Genomic DNA, 17,776 nt, shown 5'->3' with positions numbered 1-17,776 from the left:
CCACGTGTACCACCCCAGCCACCGCTGGATACCGCGCGCCTCACCCGACCGAGGAGTAGGCCACGACACCCCGGTGCAGCGCGCCAACCGCCGCGCGGGCGCTGCGCCGCACCGGACTCTCCTCACCAGCCGCGTCAGCGATCTGGCCCAACATGTCCACCAGCATCTTGGTGGCCCGCACAAAGTCCCCGGCCGGCATGTCGGCGTCCTCGAGTACCGCCTCCAGGGCCGCGCCCTGGGCCCACCGGTAGGCGATCCAAGCGAACCCGGGATCCGGTTGCCGCAGGAAGGACAGATCATGGTCCCGCTCCACCCGGTGCAGCTCCCCCCACAGCCGGCCCATCTCGGTCAGGGCCGCCTCCGTGGCCCCCGCCGGAATCCGCGGCTCGGGGTCGTCGTTGCGGCGGGACTCGTATACCAGGGCCGACACACACGCCGCCAACTCATCGGGGACGAGATCGTCCCAGACTCCCTGACGTAGGCACTCGGCGGCCAGCAGATCCAACTCGGAATAGATCTTCGCGAGTTTCCGGCCGGCCGGGGTGACGGCATCCCGGGGCCGCTGGTCAGGCTGCTCCTCCCCACTGCCGTTGGCCGCAGGCTCCACCTCGGGGGCCGGGGCCAGGTAGCCCAACTGCTCCAACACCGCACACACCCGGTCGAACGTGCGTGCAATCACATGGGTACGGCTGGCCACCTTGCGCCGCAGCCCTTCGGTCTCGCGTTCCAGACGCAGGTAGCGCTCGGCCCAGCGCGCGTGGTCCTCCCGATCCGCACAGTCGTGACACGGATGGTGTCGAATCCGGGTGCGCAGTTCCTCGACCTCGGTGGAGACCCCAGCAGTCGTGTCCGCGGCATCGTCCGGCGCCGCGGCGGCATCTCCCCCTTCGTCCCTGGGCAACCCGGCGAGCCGGTTTCGCAGCGTGGAGGCGAGATCGCGACGTGCGCGCGGAGACCGGGCCGCGAAGTGTTTGGGAATCCGCATCCGATCCTCGGCCTCAACCGGCGCGGGAAAGTCTCCCGGACCCAACCGGCGTACCTGGCCACGGGCGGTCAACACCAGGGGTGCAGGATCCCCTCCGAACGCGAGCCCCGGATCCAGTACCACCGCATACCCGGGACGACGCCCGGCAGGTACCCGGATCACATCGCCCACCCGCAGCCGATGCAGCGATCGGACAGCCTCCTGGCGGCGCTGATGGCCACGTTGCTTGGCCTGCCGGGACTCCACATCGGACAACTCCCGCCGCAGGCGGGCATAGCCCATGAAGTCTCCCAGGTGGCACTGGGCGGCCTCGGCGTACCCAGCCAAGGCTTCCTCCTGCTTACGCAGCTGACGCACCAGCCCAACCACGGAACGATCCGCCTGAAACTGCGCAAAAGACGCTTCCAACATGGTGCGGCTTCGTTCCCGCCCCACCTGCCCGACGAGGTTCACCGCCATGTTGTAGGACGGCTGGAAACTGGAGTTCAGCGGATAGGTACGGGTGCTCGCCAGCCCGGCCAGCCGCTCCGGGTCGATGCCCGGCTGCCACAGAACCACCGCGTGGCCCTCCACATCGATGCCGCGGCGACCGGCCCGACCGGTTAGCTGGGTGTACTCGCCCGGGGTGAGATCGGCGTGGGTCTCGCCGTTCCACTTGTCGAGCTTCTCGATGACCACCGTGCGGGCGGGCATGTTGATGCCCAGTGCCAGGGTCTCGGTAGCGAACACTGCGCGGATCAGTCCCCGCGTGAACAGGATCTCGACGACCTCCTTGAAGGTCGGCAACATCCCGGCGTGGTGTGCGGCGACCCCACGCTGCAAGGCTGCGAGCCACTCATCATACCCGAGCGCCGCAAGATCCTGGTCACTCATATCTGCGCAGCGCTCCTCCGCGACCTCGCGGATCTCGTCCTCCTCGTCGGCGGTGGTCAGCGTCAGTCCGGAGCGCAGGCACTCCCGCACGGCGGCATCGCAGCCCGCCCGACTGAAAATGAACGTGATCGCAGGCAGAAGCGCCGCACGATCCAGTTCGGTGAGTACATCCACCCGCCGTGGCGGCGCAAACCGGGTGCGCGGGCGGGGGCGACCACCCCGCGCTCGCGGATGGCGCCGCCGGTGAGCAAGCTGGGTCTCGCGTTCGTCCTCCTGGGCGAGCCGCACCAGCTCCGGGTTGAGCCGCATCTGCGCACCGTTGACGAGGACCTCACCCAGCTGGTCACCGTTGTCGGAACGCCGGCGCCGATCCCGGCGACGACTACGCCGGTGGCCGTCACCCGCGCCGTCCTGGCCCGCAGACCCCTGGCCGGGGGCCTGCGCACTGCTGTCCTCGACAGGAACAAAGAGGTCACGGATCCGCTTGCCCACCATCACGTGCTGCCACAGGGGGACCGGACGACGCTCGTCCACGATGACCGTGGTGTCCCCCCGAACCTGCTGCAACCACTCCCCGAACTCCTCGGCGTTGCTCACCGTCGCCGACAGGGCCACCATCCGCACCGAGGCGGGCAGGTGAATGATGACCTCCTCCCAGACCGCTCCGCGGAACCGGTCAGCCAGATAGTGCACCTCGTCCAGCACAACGTAGGAGAGCCGAGACAGGGTGCCGGAGCCCGCATAGAGCATGTTCCGGAGCACCTCGGTCGTCATGACGACGATCGGGGCATCCCCGTTGATGCTGTTGTCCCCGGTGAGTAGGCCGACATTGTCCGCGCCGTAGCGTTGCTGGAGGTCGGCATACTTCTGGTTCGACAGGGCCTTGATGGGGGTGGTGTAGAAGCATTTGCGCCCCTCGTGCAGGGCCAGGTGGACCGCGAACTCCCCGACCACGGTCTTTCCGGACCCGGTGGGTGCGGCCACCAGTACGCCGTGGCCGCGCTCCAGGGCCTGGCATGCCCGCAGCTGGAACCGGTCAAATCCGAAGGAGTATCCGGATTCGAAGTCCGAGATCACGGAGCCGGTTGTGGTGTGGCGCTCGCGAGACGCTGCGTGGCGCGCGGCATGACTGCTCATGGTGATCCAGCCTAGGGCTCATAGCGCAATCCCGCGCCCGGGAAACCGGCGTGGCGACAGGCCCGGCCGGGGAACCAGCCATCCCGGCATCGTCTGATCCTGCCCCGCATCGGCCAGGGATCACCCCCAGACCGCACGAGGGCCACACCCCACACCGGCGGGACGAGGTGGTGCGGCCAGGGGCCGCAGGTGGCCCCGCAGACGCCCGGCCGAAAAATCAGCAGAACACGGTCTCCGGTGCGGCTGGGGCTCGCCCGGCCGGTCGCCTCCACGGGGACCCCGTGCGGCGGCGATGGTGGGGCGTGTCGGTGCTACGAGCAATCGAGCAATACTGCCCGCAACCGAGACACATCAGGATGCGGAGCAGAAACCGCAACTCCCGGGAGGCGTCGTGGTGGCGGTGGTTGGTTGGGGGTACACACCGTCTTGGCCGCCGGCGGCGTTCCGCCCTGGGGGCGCTCCCCTGCACGACGGCCAGCGGGAATGCAGGGGCGACGTGGACGTGTGCTCGAGCCAGAGCCATCACCATGTCCGCCGAGCGGTCCTTGGGAGTGGCCTGCGCGTGTGCGCCCGCCGCGCCGGACCGGGGACCCGAAGGATGGGGCTGGGGGCATCAGCGGGGCGAGCAATGCCCACTCAGTATCGGTGCGGTCACCTGCACCTCCGCGCACACCCACCGAGAGTGTCTGCGTCTGCGTTTGCCCACCAGCCCACTCCACGGCCATCCCGAACGGCGCTGCCTAGGTGGGGTACTCCCCGCGCTGGATCGCGGCCTCCTCCTCGGTCAGGTACTCCTCGGGGATGTCGAACTCGCCGTCTTTCGCCCCCAGAACGAACGCCTCCCATTCGGCCGGGGTGAAAAAGAGGATGCCCTTCTCCGGATTCTTACCGTCACGCACGGCACGAAAGCCGTCATCGAACTTCGCGACCTCGACGATCGCGTCGGAGTCCTCGCGTGACAGCGACGACCGGTGCCAGACCGCGTTCGTCGTGTCGTGCCACTTCTCGTTGCCCTGAGCCTCGGGCGGAAGATCGGGCCGGGCGGAATCGCTCATCGTGCTCACTCCTGACTCCGGTTCTGCTGGCCGGGAAGTCGCCCCGTGGCCGCCCACGGGGCGAATGCGCCTACCGACCTTAGCGGTTCCGGGGTGGGGCTGCGTCGTCCCCGGACAACTCCCCCGCCGACGCGTCGTCAGGCAGGGGGGAGATCTCGTCGTCACCCACGTCGTCGAAGGTGGTGGCGGCTCGACGACGGTCGTTGATGTAGGCCACGAGTTCCGCCGCCTCGAACAACACGATGATCGAGGAGCCAAGCACAACCATGGTCAACGGATCCGCCGGGGTGACGATCGCGGAGAACGCGAAGGCCACGAAAAAGACCACCCGCCGCCACTTGGCGATGAGATCGTGGGGAAGAACCCCCATCAGGTTGAGCAGCACCACGAACAACGGCAATACGAAGGCGGCACCGAACACCAGCATGATGGTCAGCATGTAGCTGAGATAGTTGGTGATGGTGATCAGCGCGTCTGCGCCCTCGGGCGCGAAAGAGAACATCACGCGCAGCGCGAGCTCGGAAATGAGGTAGGCCAGAGCGGCTCCAGCCGTGAACAGGGGGATCGCCGCCCCCATGAACGCGACGCTGTACCAGCGCTCTCGCCCCTGAAGCGCCGGTGTGACGAACTGCCAGATCTGCCACAGCCACACGGGACACGACACGAGAATCCCGACGATGACGGCAACCTTGAACTGGAGGAAGAAGGCGTCAAACACGCCGGTGAAGATCAGGCGGCACTCGTCGGAATCCAGCTGGGCGGACTGGGGCAGGGCACAGTAGGGCGTCTGTAGGAACGCCCACACCGGTTCGAAGACCACGAATCCCGCGCCTATCCCCAGTGCAAGCCCGATCAGGGCCTTGACCATCCGGGTGCGCAGCTCCCGCAGGTGGTCCATCAGCGGCATGCGCCCCTCGGGGTCGCGCGCGGGCCGACGCGAGGTCTGGCCGACGAACATCGAAGTGTGGTTGCCTTTCTGTCGTCACCCCGCATGCGTGGCCGCGGATCGGTGACCGGCACAGCCTCCGATCCGGTCCTGATGCATGCTGCTACCGCTGGTTCTCGGTCCGGTCAGCGTCCGTAGGGGCGATGCGTGGTGTCGCCGGTCTCTTCGATGACAGTGTGCCCCGCGGGTAGCTGCCGGGAGATCCCCGGGGTACTCTCCGAGCTGGAGGGGGGCGCGCTCTGCCCCGAAGAAGAGGTATCCGCACGGGCGGCGTCCTCGGTGTCACCGCCCTCCTGACTCTCGCTCCCCTCCTCGCGAAGTCCACGCGTTTCGGCCTTGAAGATGCGCAGGCTACGGCCCATGGAGCGAGCCAGAGTTGGCAGGCGGGTCGCGCCGAACAGCAGCAGTGCGATCAGTACCAGCAGCAAGATTTCGTTTGTGCCCATGCTCACGAGCAGCCTCCCTCAAGGCCCAGACGGCGCACCGGGACACCGTCGTCTATCACCCCGATGGTACGTCCTCAAGCTGGAGGCATCGACCCCCCCGCCCCGGGAGGCGCGTTCCGTCGCCGCCCGAAGGCTCGTCCATGACCCCACGACGGCCCCTCGCGCATTCCGGACTCGTTCCCGAAGCACCAGGAACCCGCGCCATGCCCGCACGAGCAGGGCCGTGAGCACACAGCCGCCTACCGCCGCCACCACCACTGCGATGTACACGGTGCCGATCCTAGGCCCGATTCAACTCCAACGCACGCCGCGCCTCGGAGGCGACCCGGTGGGCAAGGTCCGCCGGCGCCACAACACGCGCTGCTGGCCCCAGACCCAACATCAGGCGACACACCCACGCCGGGTCGGGGGTACGCAGTGTGGCGAGAAGCGCTCCCCCCGGCCGTTCGGACACCTGGGTACACACGTACTCCTCGGTTACCCACCGCGCCCCCGCATCCAGTTCAACCGTGACCAGAGTGTCGTCCCCGGTCAGTTGGAGGGCACCCGCTGCCAGCTCGCGAGGCTGCGCATGCGGAGGCACCTGCGCCGGCGCGGAGAGGACCTCCAGCTCCAGAACTCGATCCAGCCGAAACATCCGAACATCCTGGGCGGAGCGACACCACCCTTCCAGGTAGGGAAACCCGTCGACGAGAACCAGCCGCATCGGGTCCACCTCACGGTCCGTCACCGCGTCGCGGTAGTAGGAGTGGTAGCGCAGTCGCACCCGGTGTTCCTGGTGCAGCGCCTCCTCCAGGCAGCTGTGCAGCTTCCGCACCCGCGGCGGATGCTCCACCCGCACGTCAACGGCCGCCGCGAACTCGTTCACCGCACTTCCCGCGGCCTCTCGGAGCTTGGCACTGGCCCGCTGCCAGGCGGCACTGTCGGCCCCGTCGGACAGCTCCCCCAACAGCCGCAGCCCCACCAGCAGGGTGACCGCCTCGTCCGTGGTCAGTCGCAGGGGTGCGGCCAGAGTTTCCGCGTTAGCGAGCACCACCTCGCCGGATTCCCGCGCGGCGTCCATGTCCACGTCGATCAGATCGCCGGGTAGGTAGCCGGGCAGGCCGCAGGTCCACAGCAGGCTGAGATCGCGCAGCACCTGCCGCTCGCTCAACCCGAACTCCACGGCTATGTCGGACACGCGCACGTCCCCGCGATTCAGGGCGTAGGGGACGAGGGTCAACAGGCGGCGTAGTCGTGCGGTTCCGACCATGGGCGCTCGCCGGTCCCCCCGCTCATCGTCCACCCTGCTCGCTGTGCCCCACACCGTGCCCAGCGAGCCCTCCGCCGCGGCGGTCGACCGGGCTCCGCGGTACTGCTGCACCACCGCGGCAAGCTGACCAACCACCGCCTCGGCGAGTTCCGCCGGATCGAGCACCCGAAGATGGGCTCCGTAGCCCGACAGCACGGCGGCGAATTCCGTAGCGTCGCTGTAGGGGTACCGCACCAGGTCCCAGCCCGCCCCGCCCGCATCCACCTGAATCTGCTCTGCCTGACGCCGGAGCTCGTGGGCCGCTCCGGCGCGCACGCACAGTGTCGCCAGCTGGCGGGGCTCGGATGGGCGCTCCAGTGAAACCAGCGACCGCACATCGACGTCGGTGGGCACCTCAACGGGGGTACCGCCCACCCCCGACACCGGACCGACAATCCGCCCCAGCCGGAACACGCGCGGGGCGGCACGATCCCGGTCGTAACCGGCGACGTACCAGTGCCCGTGCCGATTCACCACCCCCCATGGCTCCAGGGTGCGGCGGGCCACATCCCGGCCGGGAGCCCGGTAGTCGAACGTGACGGCTTGGCGGTCCCGCACCGCCTTCCACACCGCGAGAAACGTGGGCTCGTGCGTACCGACGACCGGGGAGAACCCGTGGTGGGCTTCGGTGTCGACGGGAATATCCGCGGCGCGCAGTTTGCGTACGGCTTCGGTCGCAGCATCGCCGAGAGCGGCGAACCGCCAGGCGCGCGCCGCCAGCCCGAGAACAGCTGCTTCGTCCGGGCGCAGTTCCACCGGGGGAAGCGCATAGGCAGCACGGGATATCCGGTATCCCTGTTCGTCGCCCCAGACGTCCACGTCACCGATTTCGATCGGGATCCCGCTGGCGCGCAGCTCGTCCTTGTCCCGCTCGAACATCCGCTTGAAGGCCTCGTCACCCGCCACACGCTCGTACCCCTGGACTGTCGCCCGTATCTCCCGGGCCGACAGATACCGGCGGGTTGCCAACAGACAGATGACGAGATTCAGCTGCCGGCGGGTTTTCTCCTCCGCCATGCCGCGCTCCCCCCATTCGGACCGCGGTGCCTACTCCTCCATACCCTCGAGGTCCAGATCCTCCAGATCGAGATCCTCCATGCCTTCCATACCCTCCATGCCTTCCATGTCTTCCATGTCTGGCTCGGGCATTTCCTGTTCCGGGACCGGAGGTGCGGATCCGAGAATGTCGACGACGAAGACCAGCGTTCCGCTGGGCTGGCCACCGGCGGCATCCTCGTCCTCCCCGTAGGCCAGATCGGGGGGAATCACCAACATGACCCGATCCCCGACGTTCTGTCCCACCAGGCCGTCGACCCATCCGTCGATGACGGCACCGTCGGCAACCTGAAACTCCTGCGGTGTTCCGTTCCGCCCCGGCATCCAGGTGGAATCGAACACCTCACCATCGTCCCAGGTCATGCCGGTGTACTGGGTGATGAGCTGTTCGTCGGCCTCAACCTCGGGCCCGTCGCCCTCGGCCAGCACCACCGTCTCCAGCTCCTCGGGCGGGTCCTCATCGGGAATGGAAATCTCCGGCTGCTCCCCGTCGACCTCGGTCACAGTGGGCAGGTCGCCACCGCCGTCCTCGGTCTGCTCGGCGGTTACCGTACTGCCCTGGGGATAGTGCTGCTCGATATCGAGGATGATGACCTGGGTTGCCATCTGCTGCATGGCCGGGTCCGCGCCCATCTGCTCGGGATCGGGCGGGAAGGCGCACACCACCCGGCTTCCGACGGTGGCGTCAGTGACACACTCGATCAGATCGGCGACCTGCGGTCCGGGCTGGAGCGACACCGCCAAAGGTGTGTCGTCGTCGTAGGTGGAGGACAGCTCCTGGGTTTCGCCCTGACCGCTCCACTCGTAGCTGACCATCTGGGAGACGATCGCGTCACCAGACCGCACCAGGTCGCCCTGGTCCTCCTCCGGTCCCTCGACCGCGATCCCGGTCAACGGTTCCTCCGGAGGCTCCTCTCCAGGAAACTCCACATTGGGCTCCTCGCCGACCTCACCACTGACGGTGGGCAGCCCGGAGGGGTACTCGGAGTCAGAGCGCATGAACCAGGGTTTCAGGCTCTCGTCGAGCGCCCCGCATCCCGTGGCCGCGAACAGCACCATGGACACGGGAAGCGCGACCGCCGCAGTCGCACGTCGACGCATATGTCACCATCTCAGCAGGTTCAGGCTAGGGTCTCCGTTACCCTATCGAAGCGGCGGTGGTGTCTGGACCGCCCACCGCCTACATGCCGGCGATCAGCTTGTCCACCCGTTCGTCGTGGGCCCGAAACGGATCCTTACACAGAACCGTGCGCTGGGCCTGGTCGTTGAGCTTGAGGTGAACCCAGTCCACGGTGAAGTCACGTCGACGCTCCTGGGCCCGCCGAATGAATTCACCGCGCAGTCGAGCCCGGGTCGTCTGGGGCGGAACGGACTTCGCCTGGAACACCTCCAGATCCCGGACCACCCGGTCCATCGAGCCGCGGGACTGGAGCAGGTAGAACAGCCCCCGGTCTCGGTGGATGTCGTGGTAGGCGAGATCGAGCTGGGCCACCCGCGGCGACGACAGGGCCAGGGAGTGCTTGGCGCGGTAACGTTCCAGCAACAGATACTTGGCGACCCAGTCGATTTCCTGCTCCACCCTGGTCAGGTCCTGGGTCTCGACCGCTTCCAGCGTGCGTTCCCACAACTCCAGGGCTCGCTTGCCGGTCGCATCGGTGCCGTTGCGATCCACGAAGGAGCGCACCTTGTCCAGATACTCCCGTTGGATCTCCAAGGCGCTAGCCTCCCGACCGTTGGCCAGGCGCACCCGCCGTCGGCCGGTCATGTCGTGGCTGATCTCCCTGATCGCACGGATCGGGTTCTCCAGGGTGAAGTCCCGCATTACGGTGCCGGCTTCGATCATCCGCAACACGAGATCGGTGGAGGCAAGTTTCAGTAACGTGGTCGTCTCGCTCATATTCGAGTCGCCCACGATCACGTGCAGCCGCCGGAACCGCTCGGCGTCGGCATGCGGTTCGTCTCGGGTATTGATAATTGGACGGGAACGCGTGGTTGCCGAGGACACCCCTTCCCAAATGTGCTCGGCCCGCTGACTCACGCAGTACATCGCCCCCCGTGGGGTTTGGAGCACCTTGCCGGCCCCACAGGTGATCTGTCGGGTTACCAGGAACGGGATCAGAACGTCGGCGAGCCGACCGAACTCCCCGTGGCGGCCCACAAGATAGTTCTCATGGCAGCCGTAGGAGTTGCCGGCGGAGTCCGTGTTGTTCTTGAACAGGTAGATCTCGCCGGCGATCCCCTCTTCGTGTAGACGCTGCTCAGCGTCGACCAATAACCCTTCAAGGATGCGTTCCCCAGCCTTGTCGTGGGTGATCAAGTCGACGATGCTGTCACACTCCGGGGTGGCGTACTCCGGATGGCTGCCGACATCGAGGTAGAGCCGTGCCCCGTTGCGGAGAAACACATTACTGCTGCGCCCCCAGGACACCACCCGCCGAAAGAGGTAACGGGCGACCTCGTCCGGGGACAGCCGCCGCTGGCCTCGGAAGGTGCACGTGACCCCGTACTCGTTCTCCAGGCCGAATATGCGACGTTCCACGACGCTCACACTATTGCCCTACGGCCCGCGGCGCCATGGCTGGCGCCCGGAATTCGACGGGATTACTCCCGGGAGTCTGTGGCATCTGTGCTCCCTGCTTCCCCATCGGAGGTGTCCTCCTGCTCGGAGGCGGTTGGTGCGGTGTCGCCGGTAGACCTTGCCTCGATGAGGCGTTGCAGGCGGGTCCCCTGGATTCGGCGGAAGGTGCGGTGATCGCGCGACCGGTCGAGCACCGCGACCTCCAGGCTGGCGGGATCGGGTGCCTGGTCTCCCCCGTTCTCGTTGGCCAGGGCCGTCATGGCCGCCCCCAAGGCCTCCTCCAGCGAGGCGTCCTTGCGGTGGTGCTCACGCAGGGAATTCGTGACCTGCTCGGCCGAGCCGCCCATCGCCACGAAGTCCCGCTCGTCGATGACCGAGCCGTCGAAGGTGATCCGATACAGCTGGTCCGTGTCCACAGTGTCGCCAAGCTCCGCGACCACGACCTCCACTTCCCACGGCTTACTGCTCTCGATGAATACCATTCCCAGGTTCTGGGCATAGAAGTTCGCCAGCATGCGCCCGGTCACGTCCCGGCGGTCGTAGGCGTATCCGTGGGTGTCGGCCACCCGCACCCCGGCCAGGCGCAGGTTCTCGAACTCGTTGTACCGACCGACCGCGGCGAAGGCGATTCGATCGTAGATCTCGCTGATCTTGTGCAGCGTTCGGGATGGGTTGTCGGCCACGAGCAGGATTCCGCCGTCGTATTGGAGGACAACGGCGCTGCGGCCACGCGCGATCCCCTTGCGCGCGTAGTCCGCCTTGTCCTTCATCTGCTGTTCGGGCGAAACGTAGAACGGCATCGACACCGCGAGAGTTCCTTTGCTGGTCGAAGGGGTAGAGTCGCGAACGCACCGGCGAGGCCGGACCGGTCAGGTCAACGCACGGAGGCTGTGGGACCGTCCGGTCGCTCAGCCCGCCCGCGTACCACGGTCTCGGCGAACTCCGCGATCTCGGCCTCGGGCAGCCGGCGGTGCCCCTCGTCGGTAATCACGTCGACGAGGGGGTAGATCTTGCGGTGTACGTCGGGGCCTCCCGTCGCCGTGTCATCGTCAGCTGCGTCATAGAGAGCCTGCAAGGCGACCAACACGGCGTCGTTCTGGGAGAGTTCGTCGGTGTACAGCTTCTTCAGCGAGCCCCGGGCGTAGACCGAGCCCGAGCCGATCGAGTGGTGCTGGTGCTCCTCATAGCGGGCGCCGACCGGATCGTAGCTGAAGATTCGACCACGCTCGGCCCCCTCGTCGAAGCCAACGAGCAGGGGAACCACAACAAATCCCTGCATCGCCATGCCCAGATTGCCACGGACCAGGGCGGCCAGCTGGTTGGCCTTCCCCTCCAGGGACAGGGGCCGCCCTTCCATCTTTTCGTAGTGTTCCAGCTGCACCCGGAACAGCTTGGCAAGTTCGATGCCGAATCCGGCCGCGCCGGCGAAGGCCACGGCCGAGAACTCGTCGGTGCGGTACAGCTTCTCGATGTCGCGATTGGCGATGACGTTGCCCGAAGTGGCGCGTCGGTCTCCACTCAGCACAACGCCACCGGGAAACGTGAGGGCCACGATTGTGGTCCCTTCGGGGGTGAGGTGGGACGCATCGCTGTGCGTCCCGGAGCGGGGGGCGTTCCCACCGGGTAGCAGCTCGGGATTGTGGGCCCGCAGGAAGTCCACGAACGACGAGGATCCAGCCCGCGTGAGCGCGCTGTGCGGAAACGGTCCGGTGCCCTCGAACACTGGGGACACACTGCTCCCTTCGATGTCGCTCCCCGAGCTCGGCACGGGGAGGATGGTTGTGGTTGGTTGCGATGGGGCTACGCCCGTACCGGGGCCACCCGGTGCACGGGTTCAGGGGAGCCCCGCGACCGGCCCTTCCGGGGCACCAGACGACCGCGGCACGGTGTCACTGCCCCCCCTTCTGCACGTACTGTCGCACGAAGTCCTCGGAGTTCTGTTCGAGCACATCGTCGATCTCGTCGAGAATATCGTCGACATCCTCGTCCAGCTGCTGATTGCGCTCCGCCTGTTCAGGCTGGGCCTCCGTGGACTCCTCGACGGCCTCGTCCTCCCGCCGTTCCGCGGGCTTCTGGCCTCCCGTGTCCTTCGTTGCCATACCGAACTCCTCCTCGCTGCCTCGTCACACCACCGAGCCCTCGCTTGCGTTGTGGCCCAATTCTGCGGAGTTCAACCCTCCGTTCGCCCAACGCTGCCCGGATCCCGGGTGGCATCTCACGTCCGACGCGTGGGCACCATGGCGCCGCCGCGGTCGTCACCGTCTCCCTCCCGTCAGCACGGCCACCAGATCCGCTGCGGTCTCCGAACGGTCCAGCAGCGCACCCACATGTTCGCGGGTGCCGCGCAGGGGCTCCAGGGTGGGAACACGCTGCAACGAGTCCTGCCCAGGAATGTCGAAGATGACCGAGTCCCAGGACGCCGCGGCGATGGAGTCGGCGTACTTCGCCAGGCACCGGCCGCGGAAGTAGGCGCGTGTGTCCTCCGGCGGCTCGGTGATGGCACGCTCCACCTCCGCATCCGAAGTGATTCTGCGCATCCGTCCCCGTGCCGCCAAGCGGTTGTACAGTCCCCGGTCGGGCCGCACGTCGGAGTACTGGAGGTCGACCAGCTGGAGACGAGAATGGTCCCAGTCGATCCCGTCTCGGCGGCGGTAGCCGTCCAGCAGCTGATACTTGGCCACCCAGTCCAGCTCCGTGGCCAGTTGACTGGGATCATCTGTGAGCCGCTGGAGCACCGACTCCCACAACTCCAGGACCTCGGCAGTTTCCGAATCCACGTCGCTGCCGTAGCGATCCTCCACGTACTTGCGTGCCAGCTCCAGGTACTCGGTCTGGAGCTGGACCGCGGTCATGCGGCGTCCGTCCCGCAGTCGCACCCGGTGTTCCAGGCTCGGATCGTGGGAGATGGCCCGGACGTCAGCCACCGGAGTCTCCAGAGACAGGTCCGTGGACAGGAACCCGTCCTCGATCATGGACAGCACAATCGCGGTGGTACCGAGCTTGAGGTAGGTCGATACCTCGCTCATGTTGGCATCCCCGATGATGACGTGCAGGCGCCGGTACTTCTCCGGATCGGCGTGCGGCTCGTCTCGGGTGTTGATGATCGGACGTTTCAGTGTCGTCTCGAGTCCGACCTCGACCTCGAAGAAGTCGGCACGTTGGCTGATCTGGAAACCGTGGTCGCGGCCGTCGGCACCGATACCGACACGCCCGGCCCCACAGACCACCTGGCGGGAGACAAAGAAGGGAATGAGGTGCCGCACGATGTCGGCGAACGGCGTGGATCGCCGCATGAGGTAGTTCTCGTGACAGCCGTAGGAGGCACCCTTGTTGTCGGTGTTGTTCTTGTACAGCTGGATCGGTTCCGCCCCGGGGACGGCCGTGGCACGCCGCGCCGCGTCGGCCATCACCCACTCCCCGGCCTTGTCCCAGACCACAACGTCCCGGGGGCCGGTGAGTTCCGGGGTGGAATACTCCGGGTGGGCATGATCGACGTAGAGTCGGGCTCCGTTGGTCAGGATCACATTGGCCAGGCCGAGGTCCTCATCCGTGAGTTGGGACGGGTCGGCCACCTCCCGCCCGAGATCGAACCCACGGGCATCCCGTAGGGGATTCTCCTCCTCGAAGTCCCAGCGGGCCTTGCGGGCCCGCGCCGCGGAGGCCGCCAGATAGGCGTTGACCACCTGGGTGGAGGTCACCATTGCATTCGCGCCGGGGTTGCCGGGTACGGCGATGCCGTACTCGGTCTCGGTGCCCATTATCCGCCGCACACTCATGACTTGAGGTTATCCAGCACGAGGCTTCATTGAACCCACGGGCGCCGAATCGTCGGGGATTCGATGGCCGTGTCCCCCGCGGTGCCCACGCATTGCGGAGGACATCGCGGAGGACACGGCCGGGCCCGGGAACGTCTCAGAGGTACTGGCCGGTGTTGGCCACGGTATCGATGGACCGACCGGAGTCGGCGCCCTTCTTCCCGGACACGAGGGTGCGGATGTAGACGATCCGCTCCCCCTTCTTCCCGGAGATCCGCGCCCAGTCGTCGGGATTCGTGGTGTTGGGCAGATCCTCGTTCTCGCTGAACTCGTCCACGCAGGCCTGCATCAGGTGGGAGACGCTGATTCCCTTGCGGTCGGAGTCGATGTACTCCTTGATCGCCATCTTCTTGGCCCGGTCCACGATGTTCTGGATCATCGCCCCGGAGTTGAAGTCCTTGAAGTACAGGACATCCTTGTCCCCGTTGGCATAGGTGACCTCCAGGAACTGGTTGTCCTCCGTCTCGGCGTACATCCGCTCCACGACCCGCTGGATCATCGCGTCCACCGTGGCCTGGGGGGAGCCGTCGTGTTCGTCGAGGCCCTCGGGGTGCAGGGGAAGGTCTGGGGTGAGGTACTTGGAGAAGATGTCGCGGGCGGCCTCGGCGTCGGGGCGCTCGATCTTGATCTTGTGATCGAGACGTCCCGGGCGCAGGATCGCCGGGTCGATCATGTCCTCCCGGTTGGAGGCACCGATCACGATGACGTTCTCCAGCCCCTCAACTCCGTCGATCTCGCTGAGCAGCTGGGGCACGATGGTGTTCTCCACATCGCTGGACACGCCAGAGCCCCGGGTGCGGAAGATGGAGTCCATCTCGTCGAAGAAGACGATAACCGGTGTGCCCTCGCCCGCCTTCTCCCGAGCGCGTTGGAAGACCAGCCGGATGTGCCGTTCGGTCTCGCCGACGTACTTGTTCAGCAGTTCGGGACCCTTGATGTTCAGGAAGAAACTCTTACCGACGTCCCGACCGGTGCGTTCCGCCACCTGCTTGGCCAGGGAGTTGGCGACTGCCTTGGCGATGAGGGTCTTGCCGCAGCCGGGCGGCCCGTAGAGGAGAACACCCTTGGGCGGGCGCAGCTGATGTTCGTAGAACAGGTCCTTGTGCAGGTACGGCAGTTCGATGGCGTCGCGGATCATCTCAATCTGCCCACCGAGGCCGCCGATGTCGGTGTAGGCGAGATCCGGCACCTCTTCCAGGAGCAGCTCCTCCACCTCGGACTTGGGGATCCGTTCATAGACGTATCCGGACCGCGGCTCCAGCATCAGCGAGTCGCCGGCCCGCAGAGCCAGGTCGCGGACCGGTTCGGCGAGACGCACCACCTTCTCGTCATCGTGGTTGGAGATGACTAAGGCACGGTCGCCTCCGTCCAGGACCTCCTTGAGCATGACAACTTCACCGACCGACTCGAACGACTGGGCCTCCACCACGTTGAAAGCCTCGTTCAGCATGACTTCCTGGCCGGGAACGAGCTGGGCCACATCCACCGAGGGACTCACACTGACCCGCATCTTGCGCCCGTTGGTGAAGATCTCGACGGTCTCGTCCTCACGTGTTCCCAGGAACACCCCGAAACCCGACGGCGGCTGCGAAAGCCGATCCACCTCCTCCTTGAGGGCGACGATCTGCTCCCGGGACTCCTTGAGTGTCGAAACGAGACGTTCGTTGCGACTGTTCGCGGCGGCGAGGCTGGCCTGCGTCTCACGCAGCCGGTCCTCCAGGAGCCGCAGATGACGTGGGGAGTCGGCGAGCTTTCGCCGCAGTACGCTCAGTTCCTTTTCCAAGTAGGAGACCTGCGCCGTCAGGTCGGCGATCTCTTGGTCACGCTCGGCACGACGCTCGTCTTCGCGATCGGCCACGTCCGCCACCTCCCTAGAAGAGGACGACTACACGGAACCCTACCTACCCGAGGGCCACTCCTAACCTCATCTTCGGTGACGTGTTGAGGCCCTCACTCTACGACCTTGCATCTGAGCTGGTCATACTGATAGGCGATACCGCTGCGCTACACAGTTGTAACGTGGCGTCCACGTTGGATCGAACCGACTGCGCGTTACTGCTCCCCAGGGGTGTTCCCCGCGGAGTCGGTGGACGCCCGCGAAACAGCCTGTGCACCGGAACGGGAGTGTGCGTCCTTGGCCAGACGGCGCCGACGTTCCGGGGCGACGGTGCCATCGGCGAGTCGGCGGGCTGTAATCAGGAACCCGGTGTGGCCGATCATCCGGTGATCGGGACGCACCGCGAGCCCGTCCACATGCCAGGTACGCACCATGGTTTCCCAGGTGTGCGGCTCGAAGAAGCGCCCGTCGCCACGCAGGGCTTCGACGGTGCTGGAGATCTGGGTCGTGGTGGCGACATACACGCACAGCAGCCCTCCAGGAACCAGGGCCCGAGCGACGATGTCCAGACACTCCCAGGGAGCCAACATGTCCAGCACGGCGCGGTCCAGGTCTCGTGGCACCTGTTCCCGGTCCGCACCGTCCTCGGCAGGCTCGGCCACGTCCCCCACACTGAGGTGCCAGGCCGGGGGGAGGTGACCGAAATAGCGCTCCACGTTGGTCCGGGCGATGTCGGCGAAATCGGAGCGGCGCTCGAAGGAGTGAACCATCCCCTCCGGACCCACGGCCCGGAGCAACCAACAGGACAACGCTCCGGACCCGGCGCCGGCCTCCAGGACTCGGGCCCCCGGAAAGACGTCGGCGTGCGCCACGATCTGAGCAGCATCCTTCGGATAGACGATGGTGGCGCCCCGCTTCATGGACAGCGTGAAGTCGGCAAGGAGCGGACGCAGGGCCAGGTATCCGGTGCCGGAGGTGGCGGTGACGACACTGCCCTCAGGCTGCCCGATCAGCTCGTCATGCTGGATCTGCCCCCGGTGTGTGTGGAAGGCTTTCCCCGTTCGCAGGGTGATCGTGTGCATGCGCCCCTTGGGGTCGGTGAGCTGCACGATGTCCCCGTCGACGAACGGCCCGCGGCGGCCGTGGATTCCCGACACGAGTCCCCCGAGTCTGGTGGTTGGGCTGGTCGTACGCGCTCTGCGGTGGCGTCGTACGTGTGGAATGACCATGGCAGGGTATCCGCACGTTCGGGGCGCGGAGTAATCGGTGGGCCGTGGCCATGCGGAACACCGGCCGGTGTCCGCGGTCAGTGATGGTCCAGGACGAGGACACGGTGGATCCGACGGGCGACGAGGGCCACCGCGTGTACGGGGGCGAGCGGAGCAACCGAGGCACCGGCGTTCGACGTCCGGTCCGCCGGCCAGTAGATCCACCACCACAGGACGTCGTCGGCAGCGGGGTTGCGCCGGAGTACCACCCGTTGCACCAGTCGTTCGACCGGCGCTAGCTCACCCGGGCCGTAGGTGATGGCATCGACCGTTCCGGCAGCGGCATCCCATCGGGTGCGCAGACCGTAGCCGTCCAGGGTTGCCACGAGCTGACGCAGCTCGACGACTCCCTCAGCGTCAAGGAGATGTCCGATTCCGGCCACGAAAACGGGCTCGGGCGGCACGTCCAGCGACACAGTCACCTCCCACAATTCCCCCCAAAAGGCCAACATTCGGGCCGAGGTTTCCCCCGATTCGACGTCTGAGGCT

The 17,776-nt window shown here is 66.7% G+C and carries 14 protein-coding genes; all 14 read right to left on the bottom strand.

Annotated elements, in window-relative coordinates; genetic code table 11:
- Nucleotides 1-40: 40 nt before the first annotated feature.
- The 14 genes from RIF23_RS01440 to RIF23_RS01375 all read right to left on the bottom strand — a co-directional run bounded on the left by RIF23_RS01440 (nucleotide 41) and on the right by RIF23_RS01375 (nucleotide 17,709).
- Entirely contained in the window at nucleotides 41-2,995 is a 2,955-nt protein-coding gene (locus RIF23_RS01440; protein WP_310910458.1) for a DEAD/DEAH box helicase, read from the bottom strand.
- Between the two features lie 740 nt (nucleotides 2,996-3,735).
- On the bottom strand, nucleotides 3,736-4,050 hold the full coding sequence (locus RIF23_RS01435; RefSeq protein ID WP_310910457.1) for a DUF397 domain-containing protein: 315 nt from the start codon (nucleotides 4,048-4,050) through the stop codon (nucleotides 3,736-3,738).
- A 79-nt stretch (nucleotides 4,051-4,129) separates the two neighbouring features.
- Nucleotides 4,130-5,008 (bottom strand): twin-arginine translocase subunit TatC, encoded by an 879-nt coding sequence (tatC, locus tag RIF23_RS01430; RefSeq protein WP_310910456.1) that lies wholly within the window; start codon nucleotides 5,006-5,008, stop codon nucleotides 4,130-4,132.
- A 113-nt stretch (nucleotides 5,009-5,121) separates the two neighbouring features.
- Entirely contained in the window at nucleotides 5,122-5,442 is a 321-nt protein-coding gene (locus RIF23_RS01425) for a twin-arginine translocase TatA/TatE family subunit (protein WP_310911205.1), read from the bottom strand.
- A gap of 280 nt (nucleotides 5,443-5,722) precedes the next feature.
- A complete protein-coding gene (locus RIF23_RS01420; protein ID WP_310910455.1) occupies nucleotides 5,723-7,750 on the bottom strand; it encodes a helix-turn-helix transcriptional regulator in 2,028 nt (675 codons plus the stop codon).
- A 30-nt stretch (nucleotides 7,751-7,780) separates the two neighbouring features.
- Nucleotides 7,781-8,890, bottom strand: a complete 1,110-nt coding sequence (locus RIF23_RS01415; protein ID WP_310910454.1) for an FKBP-type peptidyl-prolyl cis-trans isomerase — start codon at nucleotides 8,888-8,890, stop codon at nucleotides 7,781-7,783.
- A gap of 79 nt (nucleotides 8,891-8,969) precedes the next feature.
- Nucleotides 8,970-10,328 carry a Pup--protein ligase gene (pafA, locus tag RIF23_RS01410; protein ID WP_310910453.1) on the bottom strand — a complete coding sequence of 453 codons (1,359 nt, stop codon included), beginning with the start codon at nucleotides 10,326-10,328 and terminating at the stop codon, nucleotides 8,970-8,972.
- 62 nt (nucleotides 10,329-10,390) lie between these two features.
- A complete protein-coding gene (prcA, locus tag RIF23_RS01405) occupies nucleotides 10,391-11,167 on the bottom strand; it encodes a proteasome subunit alpha (protein ID WP_310910452.1) in 777 nt (258 codons plus the stop codon).
- A gap of 74 nt (nucleotides 11,168-11,241) precedes the next feature.
- A complete protein-coding gene (prcB, locus tag RIF23_RS01400) occupies nucleotides 11,242-12,099 on the bottom strand; it encodes a proteasome subunit beta (RefSeq protein WP_310910450.1) in 858 nt (285 codons plus the stop codon).
- Between the two features lie 157 nt (nucleotides 12,100-12,256).
- On the bottom strand, nucleotides 12,257-12,466 hold the full coding sequence (locus RIF23_RS01395) for a ubiquitin-like protein Pup (protein ID WP_310910449.1): 210 nt from the start codon (nucleotides 12,464-12,466) through the stop codon (nucleotides 12,257-12,259).
- Between the two features lie 156 nt (nucleotides 12,467-12,622).
- A complete protein-coding gene (gene dop, locus RIF23_RS01390; protein ID WP_407659350.1) occupies nucleotides 12,623-14,143 on the bottom strand; it encodes a depupylase/deamidase Dop in 1,521 nt (506 codons plus the stop codon).
- A gap of 136 nt (nucleotides 14,144-14,279) precedes the next feature.
- Nucleotides 14,280-16,049 carry a proteasome ATPase gene (gene arc / locus RIF23_RS01385; protein ID WP_310910448.1) on the bottom strand — a complete coding sequence of 590 codons (1,770 nt, stop codon included), beginning with the start codon at nucleotides 16,047-16,049 and terminating at the stop codon, nucleotides 14,280-14,282.
- A gap of 185 nt (nucleotides 16,050-16,234) precedes the next feature.
- Entirely contained in the window at nucleotides 16,235-17,176 is a 942-nt protein-coding gene (locus RIF23_RS01380; protein ID WP_310911203.1) for a tRNA (adenine-N1)-methyltransferase, read from the bottom strand.
- A gap of 149 nt (nucleotides 17,177-17,325) precedes the next feature.
- The gene (locus RIF23_RS01375) at nucleotides 17,326-17,709 is read right to left on the bottom strand and encodes a hypothetical protein (protein WP_310910447.1); all 384 of its coding nucleotides are present in this window, start codon (nucleotides 17,707-17,709) and stop codon (nucleotides 17,326-17,328) included.
- Between the last annotated feature and the right edge of the window lie 67 nt (nucleotides 17,710-17,776).

Source organism: Lipingzhangella rawalii, assembly GCF_031628175.1.
In the GTDB taxonomy this organism is placed as follows: Bacteria; Actinomycetota; Actinomycetes; order Streptosporangiales; family Streptosporangiaceae; genus Lipingzhangella_A; species Lipingzhangella_A rawalii.
Note: the sequence above shows the minus strand (reverse complement) of the source record. Positions and strands in the feature narration are given on the sequence as shown.

Coding starts and splice junctions, on each gene's coding strand:
- RIF23_RS01415 (WP_310910454.1), bottom strand. CDS start 8,890: ATGCGTCGACGTGCGACTGCGGCGGTCGCGCTTCCCGTGTCCATGGTG.
- prcA (WP_310910452.1), bottom strand. CDS start 11,167: ATGCCGTTCTACGTTTCGCCCGAACAGCAGATGAAGGACAAGGCGGAC.
- RIF23_RS01440 (WP_310910458.1), bottom strand. CDS start 2,995: ATGAGCAGTCATGCCGCGCGCCACGCAGCGTCTCGCGAGCGCCACACC.
- RIF23_RS01395 (WP_310910449.1), bottom strand. CDS start 12,466: ATGGCAACGAAGGACACGGGAGGCCAGAAGCCCGCGGAACGGCGGGAG.
- dop (WP_407659350.1), bottom strand. CDS start 14,143: ATGAGTGTGCGGCGGATAATGGGCACCGAGACCGAGTACGGCATCGCC.
- tatC (WP_310910456.1), bottom strand. CDS start 5,008: ATGTTCGTCGGCCAGACCTCGCGTCGGCCCGCGCGCGACCCCGAGGGG.
- RIF23_RS01420 (WP_310910455.1), bottom strand. CDS start 7,750: ATGGCGGAGGAGAAAACCCGCCGGCAGCTGAATCTCGTCATCTGTCTG.
- RIF23_RS01425 (WP_310911205.1), bottom strand. CDS start 5,442: ATGGGCACAAACGAAATCTTGCTGCTGGTACTGATCGCACTGCTGCTG.
- RIF23_RS01435 (WP_310910457.1), bottom strand. CDS start 4,050: ATGAGCGATTCCGCCCGGCCCGATCTTCCGCCCGAGGCTCAGGGCAAC.